General features: G+C 58.1%; 16 protein-coding genes, 1 tRNA gene and 2 rRNA genes. 12 read left to right on the top strand and 7 right to left on the bottom strand.

From position 1 onward, the window contains the following. The first annotated feature begins 39 nt into the window (after positions 1 to 39). The 6 genes from ACQY1K_RS00110 to ACQY1K_RS00085 all read left to right on the top strand — a co-directional run bounded on the left by ACQY1K_RS00110 (position 40) and on the right by ACQY1K_RS00085 (position 6,811). Positions 40 to 1,011 carry a sialic acid TRAP transporter substrate-binding protein SiaP gene (locus ACQY1K_RS00110; protein ID WP_092664078.1) on the top strand — a complete coding sequence of 324 codons (972 nt, stop codon included), beginning with the start codon at positions 40 to 42 and terminating at the stop codon, positions 1,009 to 1,011. Positions 1,012 to 1,081: 70 nt separating this feature from the next. Next, the gene (locus ACQY1K_RS00105) at positions 1,082 to 1,660 is read left to right on the top strand and encodes a TRAP transporter small permease (protein WP_062454265.1); all 579 of its coding nucleotides are present in this window, start codon (positions 1,082 to 1,084) and stop codon (positions 1,658 to 1,660) included. Positions 1,661 to 1,664: 4 nt separating this feature from the next. Next, positions 1,665 to 3,071: a TRAP transporter large permease gene (locus tag ACQY1K_RS00100; protein ID WP_062454266.1), complete on the top strand. Its 1,407-nt coding sequence runs from the start codon at positions 1,665 to 1,667 to the stop codon at positions 3,069 to 3,071. Between the two features lie 73 nt (positions 3,072 to 3,144). Then, complete coding sequence (locus ACQY1K_RS00095; protein WP_113109243.1) at positions 3,145 to 4,209, top strand: L-idonate 5-dehydrogenase; 1,065 nt, start codon at positions 3,145 to 3,147, stop codon at positions 4,207 to 4,209. Further along, positions 4,206 to 5,405, top strand: coding sequence for a mannonate dehydratase (uxuA, locus tag ACQY1K_RS00090; RefSeq protein WP_430257979.1), 1,200 nt, complete (start codon positions 4,206 to 4,208; stop codon positions 5,403 to 5,405). The genes ACQY1K_RS00095 and uxuA overlap by 4 nt, the downstream gene beginning before the upstream one ends. Beyond that, positions 5,402 to 6,811, top strand: a complete 1,410-nt coding sequence (locus tag ACQY1K_RS00085) for a mannitol dehydrogenase family protein (protein WP_430257978.1) — start codon at positions 5,402 to 5,404, stop codon at positions 6,809 to 6,811. Before uxuA ends, ACQY1K_RS00085 begins: the two co-directional genes overlap by 4 nt. A gap of 91 nt (positions 6,812 to 6,902) precedes the next feature. Here the strand turns inward: ACQY1K_RS00085 and ACQY1K_RS00080 are convergent, their stop codons facing one another. Then, positions 6,903 to 8,489 (bottom strand): gamma-glutamyltransferase family protein, encoded by a 1,587-nt coding sequence (locus ACQY1K_RS00080; RefSeq protein WP_430257977.1) that lies wholly within the window; start codon positions 8,487 to 8,489, stop codon positions 6,903 to 6,905. Between the two features lie 797 nt (positions 8,490 to 9,286). Next, on the bottom strand, positions 9,287 to 10,084 hold the full coding sequence (locus ACQY1K_RS00075; RefSeq protein ID WP_430257976.1) for a hypothetical protein: 798 nt from the start codon (positions 10,082 to 10,084) through the stop codon (positions 9,287 to 9,289). 110 nt (positions 10,085 to 10,194) lie between these two features. On the opposite strand from ACQY1K_RS00075, the gene ACQY1K_RS00070 reads away from it, so the two are divergent. Continuing rightward, entirely contained in the window at positions 10,195 to 11,709 is a 1,515-nt protein-coding gene (locus ACQY1K_RS00070; protein WP_430257974.1) for an amidohydrolase family protein, read from the top strand. Positions 11,710 to 11,768: 59 nt separating this feature from the next. On the opposite strand, the gene ACQY1K_RS00065 is transcribed toward ACQY1K_RS00070, so the two are convergent. Further along, entirely contained in the window at positions 11,769 to 13,406 is a 1,638-nt protein-coding gene (locus ACQY1K_RS00065; RefSeq protein WP_430257973.1) for an alpha/beta hydrolase, read from the bottom strand. 129 nt (positions 13,407 to 13,535) lie between these two features. On the opposite strand from ACQY1K_RS00065, the gene ACQY1K_RS00060 reads away from it, so the two are divergent. Beyond that, the gene (locus tag ACQY1K_RS00060; RefSeq protein ID WP_430257972.1) at positions 13,536 to 13,697 is read left to right on the top strand and encodes a hypothetical protein; all 162 of its coding nucleotides are present in this window, start codon (positions 13,536 to 13,538) and stop codon (positions 13,695 to 13,697) included. Between the two features lie 272 nt (positions 13,698 to 13,969). On the opposite strand, the gene ACQY1K_RS00055 is transcribed toward ACQY1K_RS00060, so the two are convergent. Then, positions 13,970 to 14,980, bottom strand: a complete 1,011-nt coding sequence (locus ACQY1K_RS00055; protein WP_430257971.1) for a zinc-dependent alcohol dehydrogenase family protein — start codon at positions 14,978 to 14,980, stop codon at positions 13,970 to 13,972. 148 nt (positions 14,981 to 15,128) lie between these two features. Here ACQY1K_RS00055 and ACQY1K_RS00050 point away from each other — a divergent pair, with 148 nt between their 5' ends. The 4 genes from ACQY1K_RS00050 to ACQY1K_RS00035 all read left to right on the top strand — a co-directional run bounded on the left by ACQY1K_RS00050 (position 15,129) and on the right by ACQY1K_RS00035 (position 17,767). Next, positions 15,129 to 16,025, top strand: a complete 897-nt coding sequence (locus tag ACQY1K_RS00050; protein WP_430257970.1) for a LysR family transcriptional regulator — start codon at positions 15,129 to 15,131, stop codon at positions 16,023 to 16,025. A 282-nt stretch (positions 16,026 to 16,307) separates the two neighbouring features. Next, entirely contained in the window at positions 16,308 to 16,544 is a 237-nt protein-coding gene (locus ACQY1K_RS00045; RefSeq protein WP_162728301.1) for a hypothetical protein, read from the top strand. 374 nt (positions 16,545 to 16,918) lie between these two features. After that, entirely contained in the window at positions 16,919 to 17,230 is a 312-nt protein-coding gene (locus tag ACQY1K_RS00040; protein ID WP_113110399.1) for a BA14K family protein, read from the top strand. Between the two features lie 177 nt (positions 17,231 to 17,407). Beyond that, on the top strand, positions 17,408 to 17,767 hold the full coding sequence (locus ACQY1K_RS00035; protein WP_430257969.1) for a sigma 54-interacting transcriptional regulator: 360 nt from the start codon (positions 17,408 to 17,410) through the stop codon (positions 17,765 to 17,767). A 352-nt stretch (positions 17,768 to 18,119) separates the two neighbouring features. Here the strand turns inward: ACQY1K_RS00035 and ACQY1K_RS00030 are convergent. The 3 genes from ACQY1K_RS00030 to ACQY1K_RS00020 all read right to left on the bottom strand — a co-directional run bounded on the left by ACQY1K_RS00030 (position 18,120) and on the right by ACQY1K_RS00020 (position 21,639). Then, positions 18,120 to 18,196, bottom strand: a tRNA-Met gene (locus ACQY1K_RS00030). Between the two features lie 257 nt (positions 18,197 to 18,453). After that, positions 18,454 to 18,568: ribosomal RNA gene (gene rrf / locus ACQY1K_RS00025) — 5S ribosomal RNA — on the bottom strand. A 257-nt stretch (positions 18,569 to 18,825) separates the two neighbouring features. Continuing rightward, positions 18,826 to 21,639: ribosomal RNA gene (locus ACQY1K_RS00020) — 23S ribosomal RNA — on the bottom strand. Positions 21,640 to 22,164: the final 525 nt, after the last annotated feature.

The following is a 22,164-nucleotide window of genomic DNA, read 5'->3' as shown; positions in this document are numbered from 1 at the left end:
AGACGATAGTTTGAGATTTCAATTCGGGAGGAGAAAGTTATGTTGAAGTTTACCACTATTTTAGGTGCCGCCGCCGTCGTCATGGCGTCGGCAATCGGCGCACAGGCGCAGACAGCGCTCAAGTGGGCGCATGTCTATGAGACCTCGGAGCCTTTCCATACGGAATCCGTATGGGCTGCAGGCGAAATCGCCAAGCGGACCGAAGGTCGCTACAAGATCGACGTCTTCCCCGCGTCGCAGCTCGGCAAGGAAGCCGACATCAACCAGGGTCTGAAGCTCGGAACGGTCGACATGATCATTTCCGGCTCCAGCTTCGCGGCCCGCGATTACAAGCCGATCGGCGTGACCTACTTCCCGTACATCTTTCGCGATCCGGCGCACCTGATCGCCTATGTGAAGAGCGACGTCTTCAAGCGTCTCTCCAAGGGCTATGAAGACAAGACCGGCAACGTCATCACCGCGGTCAGCTATTACGGCACGCGCCATACGACATCCAACAAGCCGATCGAAAAATGCGCCGACCTGAAGGGCGTCAAGATGCGCGTTCCGGACGTTCCGGCCTACCTTGCCATGCCACGGGCCTGCGGCGCCAACACCACGCCAATCGCCTTTGCAGAAGTCTATCTCGCCCTGCAGAACGGCACGGTCGATGCCCAGGAAAACCCGCTGACCACGATCGAGGCGAAGAAGTTCTTTGAAGTCCAGAAGAACATCGTTCTGTCCGGTCACATCGTCGACCATCTCAACACGGTCATTTCCAAGAGCCGCTGGGCAAGCCTGTCGGACGCAGACAAGAAGATCTTCACGGAAGTGACGCAGGAAGCTGCCACCCGCACCACCAAGATCATCGAGGAACGCGAAAAGGCGCTCGTCGAGGACTTCAAGAAGCGCGGCCTCAACGTCGTGACCGTTGACAAGGCGGACTTCGAAAAGACCGTGCTGGAAAAGGTCACTTTCGAAGAGTTCGGCTACGCGAAATCCGATTGGGAAGCCATCCGCGCCATCAAGTAACGCGGATCACGCCAACGTTCGCGCGGCTCGCGAGAGCCGCGCCTTCCCTTCGTGAAACTGGATCGGATCCATGTCGACATCCCCGGAAATCCACACTCAGGTGACCCCTGAGGAGCTTGCCCATACATTCGACGAAGCGCCCGTCGATGTGGACCTTAAAATCTATGCCTTCGAGGACTGGGTCACGCTTGCCCTGTTCTGGGTGATGACGGGCTGCGTCTTCCTGCAGTTCTTTACCCGTTACGTCCTCAACGACAGCTATGCCTGGACGGAGGAAATCGCCGTCAATTGCCTGATCGGCGTGGTTTTCCTCGGTGCCGTCATGTGCGTGCGCATGTCGCGCCACATTCAGGTGGACGTTCTCTATCACTACCTTCCGCCGCATGTGACGCGCATCATGGCGACGTTGGTCGACATTATCCGGGTCGGTTTCTTTGCCTACGGATCATGGCTGATGTGGCGGTACATGGAAATCGTCGAGGGCGAGGAGATGGTCACCGTAAACCTGCCCCGCAACATCGTCTTCTACAGCGTGCTGGTTGCCTTCGTGCTGATGCTGCTGCGCTCCATCCAGGTTTTCGTCGCCAACATGCGCCGCGGTTATTCGGTGCTCGAGCGCCCCGAAGAATTCCAGAACGCCGAGGATTGATTTCATGCTGCTGCTTATCGGTTCGTTTCTTCTCCTGATGGTGCTGGGTCTTCCGGTCGCCATCTCCATGGCAACCTCGTCGGTCCTCTACATCGTCTTTTACAATGTTGCGCCTGACATCATCGTCGCGCAGCGGCTGATTGCCGGTGTCGAGAGCTTCCCGCTTCTGGCTGTTCCCTTCTTCATTCTTGCCGGCAACCTGATGAACAGCGCCGGCGTGACCGGCCGCATCTACTCTTTCGCAGTCGCGCTGGTCGGCTGGATGAAAGGTGGTTTGGCGCAGGTCAACATCATCGGTTCGGTCATCTTTTCCGGCATGTCCGGAACAGCGCTTGCCGACGCTGCCGGCATCGGCACGATCGAGATCAAGGCGATGAAGGACCACGGCTATCCGATCGAGGCCGCCGTCGGCGTCACCGCAGCGTCGGCAACGCTTGGTCCGATCTTTCCGCCATCGCTGCCCTTCGTCATCTACGGGATGATGGCCAACGTTTCGATCGGCGCGCTGTTCATGGCCGGCATCGTGCCGGGCGTGGTCATGACGGTGCTGATGATGCTGACCGTTGCCATCTTCGCCTATGTGAAACGCTGGGGTTCGGATACGCCGTTCAGCTGGAGGAATATCCTCAGCGCATCGACGGAGGTCCTTGTTGTGGCCATGGTGCCGCTTGGTATCTATCTGCTGACGCTGACCGGGCTATCGCTCAACCTGTCGATCCTGATCGCGCTCGTCGTGCTTCTCGCCTGCGACTGGTATTTCGACTTCTCCGCCGTCATGGCGTTGATGACCCCGGTCATCCTGATCGGCGGCATGACGATGGGTTGGTTCACGCCGACGGAGGCAGCCGTTGCCGCCGTGCTGTGGTCGCTGTTCCTCGGCCTCGTGCGCTATCGCACCATGACCTTCAAATCGCTTGCCAAGGCAACCTTCGACACGATCGAAACGACGGCCTCCGTGCTGTTCATCGTGGCCGCGGCCTCCGTCTTTGCATGGCTTTTGACGGTCAGCCAGACGGCGCAGCTTCTGTCTACGGCGATCACCAGCCTGACCGACAGCAAGTGGGTGTTCCTGATCCTCGTCAACCTGTTGATGCTGTTCGTCGGCTGCTTCCTCGATACGATCGCCGCCATCACCATCCTGGTGCCGATCCTGCTGCCGATCGTGCTTCAGTTCGACATCGATCCGGTGCATTTCGGTCTGATCATGACGCTGAACCTGATGATCGGGCTGCTGCATCCGCCGCTTGGCATGGTGCTGTTCGTGTTGTCCCGCGTCGCGAAGCTGTCGGTCGAGCGGACCACGATGGCCATCCTGCCCTGGCTGGTGCCGCTGCTGCTCGCACTGGTGCTGATCACCTTCGTGCCGGCAATCACGCTGTGGCTGCCGACTGAAATGGGCCTGATCCGCTGATACCGACAAACATTCCGCGTCGGGCAACCCGCGCGGAATGACCGATCGAAACGCATGAAACGAGGCTATCCCCATGCTTACCCGCGTCGTCCGCCTGCATGGCAAACGCGATCTCAAGGTCGAGAGCGAGGGTTATAAAGCTCCTCGCCCCGGTGAAGTGCTCCTGCGCATGGCGATGGGCGGCATCTGTGGCTCTGACCTGCATTATTACCAGGACGGCGGCTTCGGCCCGATCCGCGTGCGCGAACCGATCATTTCCGGACACGAAGCATCCGGCTTCGTCGAAGCAATCGGAGATGGCGTTTCCGGCCTCAGCGTCGGCACCCTCGTTGCCGTCAATCCTTCGCAACCCTGTGGCCATTGCCATTATTGCGGCATCGGCCAGCCAATCCACTGCCTCGAAATGCGGTTCATGGGCAGCGCCATGCGCCTGCCGCACGAACAGGGCATGTTCCGCGATCATCTGGTGGTGCCGGCAATCCAGTGCCATCCGGTCTCGGCAGATGTTTCGCCCGCGGAAGCAGCCTGCGCCGAGCCGCTTGCGGTCTGCCTCCATGCAGTCGCTCAGGCGGGCGACCTCAAGAACAAGCGCGTGCTGGTAACCGGTGCCGGTCCGATCGGCCTTCTGACGGTCGCTGCGGCCCGGTATGCAGGCGCTGGTGAGATCATCGTGACCGATCTTGCCGACGCAGCGCTTGCCCGGGCTCCCGCCATGGGCGCGACCGAAACGGTCAACGTGGCCGACAACGCGGAAGGGCTCTCCCCCTATCTCGAAGGCAAGGGAACCATCGATGTGGCCTTTGACTGCTCTGCCGCCGGCCCTGCGCTTCGCACCGCCTTTGCAGCCGTAAAGCCGCGAGGAACCCTTGTGCAGGTGGGCGTGACGGGAGATGTCACGATCCCGCTCAACATGCTGGTCGGCAAGGAAATCAACTGGCGCGGTTCGCAGCGCTTCGATCGCGAGTTTGCAGAAGCGGTCGATCTGATTTCCCGGCGCGCCATCGATGTGCGGCCGATCCTTTCGCATACCTATCCACTCGAGGACGCGCTGAGCGCCTTCGAACAGGCTTCGGACCGTTCCGTCGCCTGCAAGGTGCAGATCGCACTTTTCGACCATGAAACGGGAAGAACAGAATGAAGCATACCTGGCGATGGTTCGGACCGGTCGACAAGGTTTCGGTAAGGGATGCGGCGCAGGCCGGCGCGGAGGGCATTGTCAGCGCCCTGCACCACATCCCGACAGGGGCCGTATGGCCGGCCGACGAGATCGAGAAGCGACACGCGGAAATCAAGGCCGGCGGCCTTTACTGGGATGTGGTTGAAAGCGTGCCGGTCTCGGAAGACGTGAAAACCCAGACCGGCGATTGGCGTGCCCATGTCGCCAACTGGCAGGAGAGCCTGTGCCGCCTGTCGCACAGCGGCATTCGCACAGTCTGCTATAATTTCATGCCGGTCCTCGACTGGACCCGTACCGACCTCCGCTGGGAGACCCGGCACGGCGCGAAGGCGATGCGCTTCGACATTACCGATTTCGTCGCCTTCGACATTCACATCCTCAAGCGACCGAATGCAGCTTCCGATTATCCCGAAGCCCTGCAGGACAGAGCGGCGAGGCGCTTCTCCGAGCTCGCGGACGACAGGATCGCAGCACTCGGCCGCAACATCGGTGCCGGGCTGCCGGGCTCGGCGGACGGATACTCGCTCGACCAGCTTCTGGAGAAGCTGAGGACCTACCACGGCATCAACCGCGAGAAGCTTCAGTCGAACCTCGTCGATTTCCTTTCGCAAGTCGTGCCTGTCGCCGAGCAGGTGGGGATCAACATCTGCGCACATCCGGACGATCCGCCATGGCCGCTGCTTGGCCTGCCGCGGATTCTTTCGACCGAAGACGATTACGCCCATATGCTCAAAGCAGTCGACAGCCGCGCCAATGGCGTGACGCTGTGCTCCGGCTCGCTCGGCGCGCGTGCGGATAACGATCTCCCCCGGATTGCCGAGCGTTTTGCCGACCGCATCCATTTCGTCCATCTGCGCAATGTGACGCGCGATGAGGACTCCTTGCCCTGCTCCTTCTTCGAAGACGAGCATCTCGAAGGCGGTACCGACATGGTGGCGGTCATCGCCGCCCTGTTGAAGGAGGAGAAGCGGCGTCATCGCGAAGGACGTGAGGATCACAGGATTGCCATGCGGCCGGACCATGGTCAGGAGATCCTCGACGATCTCACCCGTGGCGCCCAGCCGGGCTATCCGGCGATCGGCCGGCTCAAGGGTCTGGCGGAACTACGCGGCATCGAGCGCGCGCTCAGCCATCCGGAATTTGGAGCAACGAAATGACACTGCAGAGACTTTCATCCGCGACGGCGTTGCCTGAAACCGTAACCGGTCCGACATTCGACCGGGCGAAACTTCGCCCCGGGATCGTGCATTTCGGGCTCGGTGCTTTCCACCGCGCCCATCAAGCGGTCTATACGCAAAAGGCGCTCGAGGCGGAGTTTGGCCCCTGGGGCATCGTTGCGGTCAATCTTCGCTCGCCGGAGCCGGTCAAAGCGATTGCCGAACAGGACGGGCTCTACTCGATCACCGTGCGCGACACCGAGGGCGATCGTTCCGAGGTGATCGGTTCGACCGTCGACTGGATCTGCGCTGCGGACCAGCGCGATCAGGTTCTGGCCTATCTCGCCAGCCCCGACATCCGGATCGTCACACTCACCGTCTCCGAAAAGGCCTACGGGCTGCATCCGACGACAGGCGGCCTCGATCCCGATCACCCCTCCGTTGCCGCGGATCTTCAAAACCCGCAGGCGCCGGTCGGCCCGATCGGTTTCATCGTCGAAGGGCTGGCGCTTCGCCGAAACCTTGATGTCGCGCCTTTCACCGTGCTCTGCTGCGACAATCTTCCGTCCAATGGCAAGATCCTGCGGCGGCTGGTGCTCGACATGGCAAACCGGCGCGACCCCGCTCTTGCCGAATGGATTGCCGAGAACGGCGGCTTTCCCTCGAGCATGGTGGACAGGATCGTGCCTGCCGCCACGGAAGAAACCCGGCAGCGCGCATCCCGTCTGCTCGGCGTCGAAGACAAGTTGGCGCTCGATACGGAGCCGTTTCTGCAATGGGTGATCGAAGACGAGTTCGTCTCCGGCCGACCGCAATGGGAAGCCGCCGGCGCCCTCTTTGCCGTCGATGTCGAGCCCTATGAAAAAATGAAGCTGCGGCTTCTCAACGGTTCGCATACGCTGCTTGCGCATCTGGGCCTGCTGGACGGGCTGGAATGCACCCGTGACGTGATGACGGTCGAACGCCATGTTGACGATGTCGAGCGGCATCTCAACACCGTGGTCAAGACGCTCGACCCGGTGCCGGGAATCGACCTTTCGGCCTATATCCAGCAGCTTCTGCAACGCTTTGCCAATCCGACAATCGCGCATCGCTGCGCGCAGATCGCGATGGATACGAGCCAGAAGATCCCGCAGCGGATTTTTGGTCCCGCAACGGAGGTTCTCGCTGAGGGCGAGGATGGGGCGGCCTATGCGCATGTCGTCGGCGTGTGGCTGGCGGCCGTTTGCCGGCTACAGGACTGCAACGATCCGCGCCGCGACGAGCTTCTCTCCGCCGCTGCACGGAGTTCGGACGAGCACCCCTCGGCCCCGTTTTTCGAGATCCCGGGCCTGTTCCCGCAGGCTCTGATCGATTCCCAGGCATGGCGCGCGCTGGTGGACGCGGAAATGAAACAGTGGCGCTAGGGCGTTCCTCTGTCTGCTAGAACGACAAAAAGCCCGCACTCGGCGGGCTTTTTGCACTTCTGAACGACGGTAACGGAATACGCCGCCATGGCTAGAAGCCGAGCGCCATGCCGTCCTTGCGGCTGTCCGACCCGCCCTCGAGCAGGCCGTCGCGGATGCGAATGGCCTGACTGCCTCCGATCGGGCTGGTGACGATCCTCAGCACATGGCCTCTCGCTTCAAGATCTGCCCGCACCGCCGGGCTGACGGTGGGCTCGAGTTCCAGCACGCCGCCGAAGCCGAAACTGCGCGGCACGTCCATGGCCGCCTGCAAATCGAGACCTCTGTCGATCACGCCCGACAGGAAGGCCGCATGACCCGCTGCCTGGTAATGGCCGCCCATCACGCCAAACGGCATCACCGTCTTGCCATCCTGCGTCACCATGCCGGGAATGATGGTGTGCATTGGGCGCTTGGACGGGCCAATCGCATTCGGATGCCCCTCGATCAGCCGGAAGGATGCGCCACGGCTGTGGAACAGCACGCCGGTCTTAGGGTCGAGACGCGTCGAGCCGAAGGGATGGAAGATCGAATTGATAAAGGAAATCGCGTTGCCCTGCGTATCGACGACGCAGAGATAGATCGTGTCCTTGTGTTCTGGCTCGTCCCACAGAACCGGCGGCAATGCCTTCTTCATGTCGATACGGCTGCGGAGCGTCGCGACGACTTCATCGGACAACAGCTGTTCGGCAACGCCCGCGCAATGCTCGGGGTCTGCGATCAGGGCGTCGCGGTGATGATAGGCGATCTTGGTCGCCTCCGCGTGGACATGGATCCGATCCGCCTCGTCCATGGCGGGGAGATCGAAGCCTTCGACGATCTTCAGGATCAGCAGCGCCGCCAGCCCCTGTCCATTCGGCGGGCACTCGTGGACGTCGAAACCCTTGTAGCTGGCGCTGACCGGATCGACCCAGTTCGCGCCATCCTTGCCGGCCGCGAAATCCTCGAGCGTGTGCAGACCACCGAGCGAGCGCAGATGGGCAACCATCTTTTGCGCCGTTTCCCCTTCGTAGAAGGCGGCAGCCCCGCCGGCAGCAATCTCCTCGAGGCGGTCTGCCAGAAGCGGCTGGCGGATGACAGCGCCTGCAACGGGCGCCTTGCCTTCAGGCAAAAACACCGCAGCGGCGTGGCTGTCGCCGGCGATGACTTTTTCATTGCCCTTCCAGTCCATCGCGACACGAGGCGTGACGGGAAAGCCAGAACGCGCATAGCCGATCGCGCGCATGAACAATTGCTCGAGCGGTAGAGTTCCATGATCGGTGTGGAGACGGCACCAGGCGGAAATGGCACCCGGGACGGTGACCGAATGCGGGCTTGTCTGGGGAATCTCGCCGTTTAAGCCGAGCTCTGTAAGGGCTGCAACGGAGGCGGCGGCAGGCGCTCGGCCCGAACCGTTGAGCGCCTTGACCGCACCGCCCGCAGGTGCGTAGAGCGCAAAGCAATCGCCACCGATACCGGTCATCAGGGGATCGACGACGCATTGGACGGAGACAGCCGCAATCGCTGCGTCGACAGCATTGCCGCCATCCTGCAGGACTTCCAGACCGGCTGCGGTGGCGAGCGGATGCGACGTGGCAATCATCGCGCCGGTCGACAGGGTCGACGGGCGCCTTGCGGAAAAGAAATCGAAATCAGACATGTCATTCCTTTGTTTCACTGACAGCCTGTCATGGCCTCAGCGCCTACGGGTCCAAACGTCATCATATTCGGAGGGGATGTCGGTCAGCGGCAAACCTTTCGGCAGGCCGCCGCCCTTGGACGGTAACCTCCATCAGGCAATCGGCTTGCACGATAGTGCAGCGAACGGCAAACCTGCAACCTCAAGGAAGGAAAGGCGGTCTCGCAATTTCGTTTGAGCACTAAAACCTGCGCCCCTGCAGCTTTGTCTTAAGCCCTGGCAGAGGCTAGCAACACGAGCGTCGCTCGAAGAGTTGTCAGGATTGTCCGAGGAGAAGGCCAGCAAAACCGATCCCATCTGTCGCCATCCGTCAACTCAAAACACCCGCAGCTTATCGCTACGGGTGTTTTGAGATGATTTCGTTGCGGGGCCCGAGTGCAGCGTGACTTGTAAAATCGACCACCTTGAACGGAATCGGACCGGCTACCCCGGAGTTCACTAACTTTGAGGCATTGTTGTTCTTTAGTTGGGCAACGACTGAGCTCCGGAACGGACGGAATGGACCGTGAGAAGACTATCAGCTATAGGGACTTCTCTCGCAGAAAGCAGCCACCAGCGAAGCCTAACTTCCGAGGACCACGGCCGAGGTTGAAGTCGGAACAGCGCTCCACGAGAACATCGCTGGACCGTCAGCTCCAGAAGCGGATGCCCGCGCTGGCGCTATCCACGTTCATTTCGGGATCGCACGCTGTCTGCTGGACATCCTGACGTCCTCGCTGACTTGATTGCAGATGCAGATCACAGGGATCGAGACACCGTCAGAAACGCATGGAAAAGCCCAATACCGGGCCATGCTGGGTAACGTCCCAGCGAAATTTGTTTCCGGTGAAATCGTCCGTTTCGTAGTCTTGCGAAAGCACACGATACCCAACGCGCAAAATCGTTGGATGATTGAACATGTAGGTCCGGTATCCGAGATAGGCCTGGGCATTTATTGCGAGCTTCGAACCAATATCGAACCCGCCAATGTCGGCTTCGCCGGCTAGGTTCCACCGGTCGGAAAGGTCTGTGCTCAGACGCATGCCCACGAACGGGTCAAGCCAGTCCGCAGACTTGTTTGCCGAGGTGAAGCCTGCATCAGCATGCGCTTCGAGTTTTGTCCAACGGATGCCGACCGTAGGCTCGACGGTGAAATGCCGCGGTTCACCAAACACCGTGTCGCCCCCAAGTGCGAGGTCGTAGACGCGGTAGTAAGCGCCGGCTGCCAGAATAGTCGTCTTGATCTTCAAGCCGACCTCGAAGTCGGCGAGATCCTCGTCCTGGCTCGTCTGAACGTACTGTCCATCAAAGTAGAAGCCGAAAAGTCCGTTCGTCACTTCGACATTGCCCATGGCCGCAAGATCGAGGTGTTTGAAAATATCCGAAAACGGAATATCGACATTGCTGTCCAAACCTGCCAGCGACGCATCGCCATCCAGGGACGCAGCCCAGACATAGGGACTGACGATGATGCTCCATTCACGGTCAGCAAGTAGATCAGTCGCCTGATCTTCGGCGGATGCGGGAAGCGACAATGCGAGCGTAAGTCCAGCCGCGATAATGATGTTGTAAAACATAGGTTTCTCCCATCGGAACCTGTGCGTACTTCCACGATATCACTATAGTTTTTGCTTGCAAGCAGTGGTTATTCACGCGTAACCTATTTCGACTTTTCGTGGAAAATTGAATGCGGGCGTATGCTTGTGTCGTGATGCTCGCGGAGGGGGGAAGCATGAGATTTCGGTTTGGCACGAAGTACGATCATCTCACCAGCGACCTGCCGTGCAAATGTTGCGATCCCGTATTGCAGACGCTCACGCACCGAATGAATGCCGATCTCCGGCGCCGCGGATTTTTCGTCGGCGCCGCTGCGATGCTGGCGGGGTTCGGGCTGGGGGGGCTGCCGAGCGCCGTGCAGGCTCAAGCAACGCCGACAAAAGCCGTGTTGTTCGAAAATGTGCGCATATTCGACGGTATGTCGGAAATGTTGTCCAATCCATCCAATGTGCTGGTGGTCGGAAACCGGATAACGTCGATTTCACCGTCACCGATCCAGATTCCAGCCGACCTTTCCGTCACGCGAATAGCGGGCGGCGGGCGAACGCTGATGCCGGGCATGATCGACGCGCATACCCACATCATGTTTGCGACGGTTCCCCAATTGGCCGTCCTGACGTCTGATATCGGCTTCATCAATGTCGCGGCAGTGAAGGCGGCCAACGACACCTTGATGAGGGGGTTCACCACAATTCGCGATATGGGCGGCCCCAGCTTCGGGTTGAAGCGCGGCATCGATGCCGGGCTCGTTCCCGGGCCCAGGATCTGGCCATCGGGTGCGTTCATTTCGCAAACGGGTGGCCACGGCGACTTCAGGCTTCCGATCGACCTCCCCGCGCGGCCGGACGATTTCACCTACAGTGAGCGTGTGGGCGGCTCGGCCATTGCCGACGATCCCGGCACGGTCCGAAAGCGCGCCCGCGAACAACTGGCACTCGGCGCGTCGCAGATCAAGATCATGGCGGGTGGAGGCGTGTCATCCGCGTTCGACCCGCTCGATGTGACGCAGTTCACGCTTGAGGAAATGGAAGCGGGCGTCGGCGCTTCGGAGAACTGGGGGACCTACGCGACGGTTCATGCCTATACGCCAAAAGCAGTCGCCCAGGCGGTCGCCGCTGGCGTTCGGTGCATAGAGCATGGCAACCTGCTCGACGACGAGACGGTGGCCCTGCTCGCGGAAAAAGGTATCTGGTGGTGCCTACAGCCCTTTCTGGACGATCAGGACGCAACGCCCTTTGCCGAGGGGTCGCCAAACAGACGCAAGCAACTGCAGATGTTTTCCGGCACCGACGCCGCCTACGCGCTTGCCAAGAAGCACAAGGTCAAGACGGCCTGGGGTACCGACACGCTGTTCGATGATAAGGCAGCCGCGCGGCAGGGTGCACAACTCACAAAACTCACCCGCTGGTACAAGCCTGCCGAAATCCTGAAGATGGCGACGGGGGACAATGGCCAGCTACTCGCGCTCTCCGGCCTTCGGAGCCCTTACGAAGGGAAGCTGGGCGTGGTTCAGGAAGGCGCACTCGCCGACTTAATGCTGGTCGACGGCGACCCGATTGCGGACATCGCCTTAATCGAGGACCCGGCGAAAAACTTCCTTGTGATCATGAAGGATGGGCAGTTGAACAAGAACATTGCTGCGTAGATCAGTTCGTCCTCTGGCCGTCCCCTCCCACGGAGATTATTGGATCACGCCGAAATCGGTCACTTGGCAAACCGCGCCTTGAGTTGCTCGACCACCGAGTGATCCATATTGGGCGGATCGGTCAATGCGATCCAACTGTCGATGTAGTCCTCCGGTGCATAGACGTGGCCAAACCCCATTGGCGATGTTGTGCCGATCGCCATGTCAAATGTCAGTTGCAGCATGGTCACCACGGGAAACCACCTGAGCCGCGGCGAGACATCCGGGCCTCTTTCCCCCTTCATCCAATCCGGCTCCTTGAACAACGAAGCAGTTTCAAAAAAGACGATCGGGTCACTGGCATATTGCAAGTAGACAAACCGTATCGGTCCCCAGGACGCATCAAACTGGACAGGAGGGGATGCTTGGTTCGCAAAGCGCACCAAGGAACCATCGCGAAACCTGGGAAGCCACGCAGGCGAAAGGTCTTGCCGCTGATCTGTGATTGTGCGCCATCTTTGACTGCGGAATGGGGGACCGGTCCAAAGTGCTCCCTGGAACGGATCGGCCACAACATCATAGATGTCCGTCGATAGCTGCGAATTGAGCGCACCGAGGCTCAAGCCATACAGATAAAGCTTCGGCCGCCGTTCACGCGGAAGCGTTTTCCAGTGGCTGTAGACTTCGGTGAACAATGCCCTCGCCGCAGCCTGACCATTGTCCGGCTCCACCATCAAAGACAACCAGCTCGCAAGATAGGAATATTGGAGCGCGACGCTGGCCACATCGCCGCGGTGAAGAAACTCGAGCGTGTCCATGGCGGCTGGATCAACCCATCCGGTTCCTGTCGGGACGATAATGACGAGGATCGACCGATCGAAACCTCCCTGTCGCTGAAGCTCTCTCAGGGCGAGCGCGGCTCTTGCTTCCACCGTATGGCCGTTGTTGAGCCCGACATAGGCGCGGATCGGCTTTTCGGCTGTCTGCTGCCAGAACGCGCCGACGTCGGGCGCAGTGGGGCCAGAGCTGACAAAACGGCGCCCCTGCAGTCCAAGGCCCTCCCACGACACCAGTGAAGATGCGCTCCCGGTTTTCGCCTGGTCGGTCGGTTCAGGAGTGTCGTCGTCAATCAGCGCGTCCACTTTCTGGAACGAGGCATCCGTTGCGTCCAGCGCCCATCGCAGCAGCAGCCCCTGCCCGGCAGTCCAGAACAACAGGGCGGCCAGTGTTACGCCAAGGGCGTTCGCCACCCGTCGAGGAACGTACCTGTTGATCCACCCCGAAAGACCGCGAGCCGCAAGCTGAAAGACACGTCCTGTAAAGAGCAGCACGGCGAAGGCGAGGATGGCAACGGCAGCCAGTTTCAAAGGTTCAGCGCTATCGAGCGCATCCATGCCCCAAAGCAAGCGAATGGAATTTTGCCATTCGACCGCGTGCCAGAGAAAAACACCCAGGATGGCAATGGCAGCGATGAGGAATGCGACCTTCAGAGGTCGTTCCCTGCTCGAGGCGCGAGGAAGTTCCAGGTAGCGCCAAAGCCAAGCCACTGCCACGCCCGCCATATAGCCCACGGCGGCGCAGACGCCCGAAAGCGCTCCTTGCACCAGGTAAGACCGAGGCAAGAGACTTGGAGTGAGAGAGGCAGCAAAGAAAACAAGCGCGATGAACGTGCCTGTGTGGGACAAAGAACCAAGAAAACGTCGAACCATTTGGTACATCAAACCGCTCCTAACCGGAGTTTCGCTACCCATAGCATCACTTCGCGGGAAATCGTCGCCGGCATCATTGCCCTATGCTCAAAGCTGATTTTGCGGTGCGTGCTCGAAGGCGTCGACACCCAATAGGAGATGGCTGTTCTTGCTGCCCTCAAGCCGCATCTGATCAAGGGATACCTGTTCGGACTGCCCATGAGCGATAGGGATGCCAGCCAACTCATCGAAAGTCAGCAGCAATCAAATGCAAATCAAACAGCATTACAAATCCAGTCAGCTCGAGGGATCAAGATTTGAACCCTTCACTGGATCCGACAGCGTAGTCTCCCCGTTTCAGAAGCTGAGACAAGTGTTTCACAAAGCTATTGGCGGCTTGTCATCGAATGCGCAGCGAACGACTGGTTACGGGATTTAGGTCCAAGGTCGCGAATGACCGATTGGCCGGGCGCGGTGCGGAAATTATTCCCGCATGCGGCCCGAAGCGTCTACCGGCGATCGTAGCGGCGTGCCGCTACGATCGGTTTTTGAGGCATTGATACAGGTGATCCGACTGCTGACTGCGGCATCTTCTATTCGGCTACGTCGATGACGATTTTCCCAAATGCTCCTCGATCCAAATGGTCGAAGGCCGCTGGAAGATCGGCCAGAGAATAGCAGGAGTTCACAACAGGGACGATACGCGTCTGATCGATCGCTCTAACGAACCTTTCCAGCGCCGTCCTGCTCCCAGTTCCAATACCATGAACTGTTATGTCCTTGAGCATCAGCGGCATAGCTGCGGAACTGATGTCCCAACCGTCGAGCGCGCCGATCTGACAGACATGACCACCCACCGTCGTGACCTGGATGGATTTGCCGAAATGCTTGCCGCCAATAACCTCCAGGGCGACGTTCACGCCTCGGTCCGACGTCAACTGGTAAACCGTTTCCATCCAGTCGGTGCTTGCGTCGATGAAATGGTCCGCGCCCTGGGCCTTCGCGTAGTCTTCGTTTTCAGGTCGACCACAAACGATCACCCTTGCACCGTGAGCTTTTGCGATCTGCAGTCCGAACAGAGCAACACCGCCGGTGCTCGGGATGAGCACCGTATCGCCAGCTCGAACGCCTGCCCGCTCGACGAGCGCAAACCAGGCCGTAAGACCAGCGACTGGGAGTGTGCAAGCCTGCCGGGCGGTGAGTGTCTCAGGTGCCACGACAAACCAGTCTTCCGGCATCGCGACGTATTCAGCCAGCACACCCGGATAAAAGCCACCTAATGTTTGATAGGCGGGCGTTCGGGCAGTGCCGTCGCGCAGACCGTCGATCCAGTCCGGCGTTGCCGTCGAGATGACGTTCGAGCCCAACCTCAATCGGGAAGCGCCCTGTCCGAGACCGACGACTTCTCCGGCGAGGTCCGAGCCCGGCGTGAAAGGGAAGGTGAGAGGAAGTCCTCGTCCTGTCTCGACAACCATCTTGTCGCGGTAATTCAGCGCGACCGCGTTCACTTTTATCAAGACCTCTTTCGGACCAGGTTTTGGCACTTCGACATCGTTCAGTTTCAGGTGCTGCCTGCCAACCGCGTCAATTTCCCAGCGCTTCATCGTCGCATCTCCGCTCGTTTCGGAAGACGACTGCGACCCGATAGTTCATCGGTCCGTTCACCCTGTCTTCTGTCACAGTTATGCAGCATGGCGATTGTGGTTGAATATGGTATCAATTCGGCATGACGTATTGCCTTTGAGGATCATAATGGACGGTGTGGAATTTTCCCAACTCAAGGCCTTTGTCGCAGTCTGCGATGAGCGGGCGTTCGGCCGTGCTGCAAAACGGCTGGCGATATCGCCTTCTGCTTTGAGCCGCATCGTCCGCGCGTTAGAGAGCCGTCTCGGGATACGCCTCCTTAATCGAACCACCCGCAGTGTCGGGCTGACGGAAGCGGGAAGCGTGCTCTACGATCGCATCAAGCCGATGATGATGGGGATGGATGACGCCGTCTCGGCCGTCGGAGCCTACCAGAGTGAGCCGAAGGGCGTGGTTCGTGTCAATCTGCCGAGCATTGCCGCGCAGATTGCGGTTCTGCCAAGACTGCGCCAGTTCCGTCTTGCCTATCCTGAGGTCCGCCTTGATCTGGTGATAGACAACGATATCACGGATGTCGTTGCGGAAGGTTTTGACGCGGGCGTTCGGATTGGCGGGCAAATCAGCCGGGATATGATCGCTGTCCGGATCACGCCCGATCTGCGTATGGCGGTTGTGGGCGCACCCTCTTATTTTGCTAATCGGCCGCCGCCTCAGTCGCCAGCCGACCTCAAGGACCACCTCTGCCTCACTTACAAGTGGAAAAGCACGGGAGCCCTGTACCCATGGCGGTTCGAAGGTGCAGATGGCGTCCTCGATGTTGATGTCGAGAACGTCGTTACCGTCAACGATACGGAGCTACTCCTTTCAGCAGCTCGCGAGGGACTTGGACTGGCTTACCTCATCGAGGACCTGGTGAAACCCTATTTGAAAACCAACGAACTCAAGCGAGTGCTCGAACCGGCTTGCAAGCTTTTCCCCGGCTTCTATCTCTACTACTCCGAACGCTCTCACATGGCCGCATCTGTTCGGGCATTCATCGATTTCATGAAAGCCAGGAGCTCTTAGACGATCGGCCGATGCGAGAGATTGCTTCCCAGCCTTTCAGAAGGAGGCAACCGGTAATTCGCTGTTTTGACCCGACCGTATCGCGCGACATTGAGGAAGATGGTGTTGACCGACGGAGGGAAAGGCAGGATGGCGGAAAATGAGTTTGCGATAGACCAATGTCATACGCACGCCTTCTGCGATCAATCTCTCGCTTTGAGCACGAAAGGACACGCTCGACGGTTTAGGCGCTATGAAGGTGATCCGGTTGCTGGTAGCACGTTGCATCACATAGGAATGATCATGACCCTGGACGAATCTAACCAAATCATCGTCAACGCTTTTAAGAATAACAAGTTTGGCGTATCACCGACTTCAACACGCGGTGCTGTGCAAAACTTTTCGAAGAAGCATGGCCTCGAAGGTGCCGAATTCACAGAGGCCCTCGCTTCAGCGATAGCAAGCGGCCTTATCGCACCCATGGCGGACTCAGCGCTCACAATTAGAAATGCCGGCCGAGCCATGCTGCCTGCGCGCTAATCCTGTCTTCTTATCTTCTGGTGCGGGCAAGGCTGCCACTTGGGATAGGTGGGAGTGGTCTGATGAATACCCGTTTTCTGGAAGTCGGATGTGAACGACCATTTCGCGATGATCACGCCGTTGGGCAGTAAGCGGGTGATCGACTTCAAGCAGGCGCAACCACGATCGGAGGTCGTTGAGGACGCGGCAGTGTGGCTCGACCTTCCTAAGGATCTGATGGATGCTCTTCCTCAGCGAGGCTTGTCTTCTCAATTTCCACCGTCTGATCCCACTTTGTGGTGCCCAAAATCCTCTTGAAAAACCGGCAGCACCGACGAAAGGAACTAAAATCGAGCAACAGCCGTTCTTCAAGTGAATAGAAGATCGGTTCTCAGATGCGCAACGTCGCCAAGCTCGCCTCCATCGTCTCCTTCAGCAGTCTCATGTTTGCCGCTTTTGTGGCCCCGGCCAATGCGTTTCAGCTCCCTGAGCCCCAAACGAACGCAGAAGCTTTCGGTGGGAACTCGGTGTCGGCATACGCCGAGAATGGACAAGGTTCGGCGACCGCGAATTCCTCCAAGCTGTCGCCGAGCGAAGTCCGACATATTTCATGGTGCGCCGCCCGGTATCGGCTGAGCTACGATGCAGTCAATGACGTCCACATCGGCGAAGGCGGCGTCCAGTCGAAGTGTATATCTCCCAGATAACCTATTAGCGGCACCTTGACTGCTGACTTCCCGACTGATGGGTTTTATCCAAACCGTGTTCTTTGCTGCCAACAAGGCATGACGGACGCGTTATCCCACGTCGCGACATCTACAGTCGACGCATGATGGCAGCACGAATTAGTCGCGGCCGTCCTCGCGGAACTGGCCGCCCATCTGATGTCTGGCATCATTGCGAACAGTACCGTCGAGATCGATCTGGGCATTCTCCGGATTAGCGTAGCCGCCTATCTCGATCTGAAGCAGTCCGTGCAGAACCCGGAGTTTCGGGAGGACCTCTTCTTCCGTCTGGCGGTGCTCTTAATCGAGTCGGTGCCTCTGCGGGACCTGAGGCAAGACATTCCCCTCATCGCCCAGCGTTTTATGGGACGGCAGAGCGTCGCCCACCGGCGCGAGTTGACGCTGTCGAACGCCAACCTTCAGACCCTGCAGCGATATGCCTGGCCGGGCAATGTCCGCGATCTGCAGAACGTGAACGAACGGCCGCCATTTTGGCGCGACAGTGCCGCATGGATTTAGACCTCCCGGACGCTCCTGCACCCAGCAGGGCGCAGCCCTTTACCATCCGATGCGGCTGGAGCGGTCCTCACGGAAGCCAGATGCGCCGGCAAGACTTGGACAATAGCAGCAATGCCCTGCAGCGTTGCAGCGGCAAAGTCTCCGGGAAAGGAGGGGCCCCCGAACTCCTGGACATGAAGCCGATAACGCTTGCCTCGAAGGTGAAGGCACTCGGCATTGTCTGACGGCTCGGGGCATAGGATCGCAAGTGCGGGTTACGGCTGGAGACTTCGCTCCAGCCCCGCAGTAAGGTAACCCCCAACGCAAAACACCCGCAGCTTATGGCTACGGGTGTTTTTCGATAATGATGATTTGGTTGCGGGGGCAGGATTTGAACCTGCGGCCTTCAGGTTATGAGCCTGACGAGCTACCGGGCTGCTCCACCCCGCGCCAAGCGAATTTGGCATTGCCAAATTTCGCGTCCGCGTCACAGCTAAGCTGTGATGCGTAGTTCCGGAGCAAATCCGAAGGATTTGTCTCCTGTGAGGGACGCACCGGCTACAGACCGAACGTCCCATTATTTCGTTAAACCCCAGCAACGACAAAAGGCCGCTTTGGGAGCGGCCCTTGGTTTGGCCAGGGGCCGGTTGGTTTGTGTGTGAGAAGATTGTTTGATCCATCCTTATGGATGGCATTGCCTTTAATAGACCTGGCAGCGACCTACTCTCCCGCGTCTTAAGACGGAGTACCATTGGCGCAGGGGTGTTTCACGGCCGTGTTCGGAAAGGGAACGGGTGCAGCCACCCCGCAATGACCACCAGGTCGATTAAGGGCAATGTATGCGTGGCAATGGGCGACCATTGCAACGCTTTATCGAGAAGCTGGCGGAGGCGAACCCCCTTTTGTCTTGATTGAACACGTCTTTGTTTGCCGGCTGGTTTGTCGGAGCGTAGCTCCGCAAGGCCAGAGGCCGTCGTGACCAGTGTCACGGCCCGTCCGGAGCGTTTTTTTTGCGCGTCAGGACAAAACAGATGTCATCATCAAGGTGCGCAGCACCTTGATGAGCATAGTCAATGAGAACGATGAAGCCAATCGGGCTATTAGTAAGGCTAAGCTTCATGCATTACTGCACGTCCACACGCCTCCTATCAACGTGGTCGTCTTCCACGGCCCTGATAGGGAATACTCGTTTTCAGGTGGGTTTCCCGCTTAGATGCCTTCAGCGGTTATCCCTTCCATATATAGCTACCCTGCTATGCCGTTGGCACGACAACAGGTCCACCAGAGATATGTCCATCCCGGTCCTCTCGTACTAGGGACAGATCCTGTCAATATTCCTACACCCACGGCAGATAGGGACCGAACTGTCTCACGACGTTCTGAACCCAGCTCACGTACCGCTTTAATTGGCGAACAGCCAAACCCTTGGGACCTGCTCCAGCCCCAGGATGCGATGAGCCGACATCGAGGTGCCAAACAACCCCGTCGATATGGACTCTTGGGGGTCATCAGCCTGTTATCCCCGGCGTACCTTTTATCCGTTGAGCGATGGCCCTTCCACGCGGGACCACCGGATCACTATGACCGACTTTCGTCTCTGCTCGACTTGTCAGTCTCGCAGTCAGGCGGGCTTATGCCATTGCACTCGACGACCGATTTCCGACCGGTCTGAGCCCACCATCGCGCGCCTCCGTTACTCTTTCGGAGGCGACCGCCCCAGTCAAACTACCCACCATACACTGTCCCGGATCCGGATAACGGACCGCGGTTAGACATCCATGACGATAAGGGTGGTATTTCAAGGATGGCTCCACGAGAACTGGCGTCCCCGCTTCAAAGCCTACCACCTATCCTACACATGCCGACACGAATGCCAGTGTAAAGCTATAGTAAAGGTGCACGGGGTCTTTCCGTCTAACCGCAGGAACCCCGCATCTTCACGGGGAATTCAATTTCACTGAGTCTATGTTGGAGACAGCGGGGAAGTCGTTACGCCATTCGTGCAGGTCGGAACTTACCCGACAAGGAATTTCGCTACCTTAGGACCGTTATAGTTACGGCCGCCGTTTACTGGGGCTTCAGTTCAAAGCTTGCACCTCTCCCTTTAACCTTCCAGCACCGGGCAGGCGTCAGGCCCTATACGTCGTCTTTCGACTTCGCAGAGCCCTGTGTTTTTGATAAACAGTCGCTACCCCCTGGTCTGTGCCACCCCTTTCCACTTGCGTAAAAAGGGGTCACGCTTCTTCCGAAGTTACGCGTGCAATTTGCCGAGTTCCTTCAACATAGTTCTCTCAAGCGCCTTGGTATGCTCTACCTGACCACCTGTGTCGGTTTCGGGTACGGTCTATACGGTGGAGCTATTTCCTGGAACCGCCCCGCTGCACATCCAATCCAATAAGGAGGTACAACTTACGCGATCCGTCACTACCACCAGGCCCACGAATATTAACGTGGTTCCCATCGACTACGCATTTCTGCCTCGCCTTAGGGGCCGGCTAACCCTGCTCAGATTAACTTTAAGCAGGAACCCTTGGTCTTTCGGCGAGGGGGTCTCTCACCCCCTTTATCGTTACTCATGTCAACATTCGCACTTCCGATATCTCCAGAGGCCCTCACGGGTCCTCCTTCACAGACTTACGGAACGCTCCGCTACCACATACACTTGCGTGCATATCCTCAGCTTCGGTGCATGGCTTTAGCCCCGTTACATTTTCGGCGCAAAGACCCTTATTTAGACCAGTGAGCTGTTACGCTTTCTTTAAATGATGGCTGCTTCTAAGCCAACATCCTGGTTGTTTTGGGATCCTCACATCCTTTCCCACTTAGCCATGACTTGGGGACCTTAGCTGGAGGTCAGGGTTGTTGCCCTCTTCACGACGGACGTTAGCACCCGCCGTGTGTCTGCCGACTAGTACTCCTCGGTATTCGGAGTTTGGTTAGGATCAGTAAGACGGTGAGTCCCCATAGCCCATCCAGTGCTCTACCCCCGAGGGTATTCGGTCGACGCTCTACCTAAATAGATTTCGCGGAGAACCAGCTATCTCCGAGTTTGATTGGCCTTTCACCCCTAGCCACAAGTCATCCCAATCTATTGCAACAGATGCGGGTTCGGCCCTCCAGTTGGTGTTACCCAACCTTCAGCCTGCTCATGGCTAGATCACTCGGTTTCGGGTCTAATGCATCTAACTAAATCGCCCTATTCAGACTCGCTTTCGCTGCGCCTACACCTACCGGCTTAAGCTTGCTAGATACACTAAGTCGTTGACCCATTATACAAAAGGTACGCCGTCAGGCCCCTTACTAAAAAGAGCGCCCTCCGACTGCTTGTAGGCATCCGGTTTCAGGTTCTATTTCACTCCCCTTGTCGGGGTGCTTTTCACCTTTCCCTCACGGTACTTGTTCGCTATCGGTCATGCACGAGTACTTAGGCTTGGAGAGTGGTCTCCCCATGTTCAGACAGGATTTCACGTGTCCCGCCCTACTCAAGGACAATGTCTGTTCTACGCTTACGGGGCTATCACCCACTCTAGCCAGGCTTTCCAACCTGTTCAGCTTTATTCAACATTGCCACTGGCCTGGTCCGCGTTCGCTCGCCACTACTTACGGAGTCTCGGTTGATGTCCTTTCCTTCAGGTACTTAGATGTTTCAGTTCCCTGAGTTCGCTTCTTGTCCCTATGTATTCAAGACAAGATACCTTATTAACAATACCTAGAAATCTAAACCGTCCCGAAAGACGACTTAAACTTTCTAGGTATTTAAGGTGGGTTGCCCCATTCGGAGATCCATGGATCAAAGCTTATTCGCAGCTCCCCACGGCTTTTCGCAGCGTATCACGTCCTTCTTCGCCTGTGCATGCCAAGGCATCCACCAAATGCCCTTAAAACACTTCATCGTTCTCATTGCCAATGCTCATCAATATAGCTCACTCCAAAGGAGCAAGCGGAAGGGCTACCTTTTACAACCCAACCTTCTCATGATGCCATCAACGTGTTCGATCAGGCCACTTTATTGGAACCACGCCGAGCGGTTCGCTTGTGTCCTGATCTTTAAGACCAGCTTCTCGAGATTAAATCCGGGTCCGCGCGGTTAGCAAACGGACATCAATAAGTCGTCAGAGATGGTTTAGGGCCAAGCCCCAAAACACCAACAACGACCGACCAGAGTGACATGCTTCCTACCTACTCCAGCTCTTCCTCCAGATCCGACCGGCTAGGTCATCCTTGGTATCATCAGAACCGGGCTCGGACATCCTTGGATTAAAAACCCAAAAATACCTGGAAGCATCCAGATCAATCTTCTCTTCACAATTTTGCAGAACAGGCACAAACGCAGATGCGTCGTGCAAACCTTTATTTCTTCAGAAGACAATGGAGCCTCAACAGCCAACGAAGCGAAGCTTCGCAAGGCCAGAGGCCGG

The sequence above is a fragment of the Neorhizobium sp. IRS_2294 genome (assembly GCF_050500145.1).
In the GTDB taxonomy this organism is placed as follows: domain Bacteria; phylum Pseudomonadota; class Alphaproteobacteria; order Rhizobiales; family Rhizobiaceae; genus Neorhizobium; species Neorhizobium soli.
The sequence above is the reverse complement of the archived record's forward strand: the minus strand, read 5'-3'. Positions and strand labels throughout refer to the sequence as shown.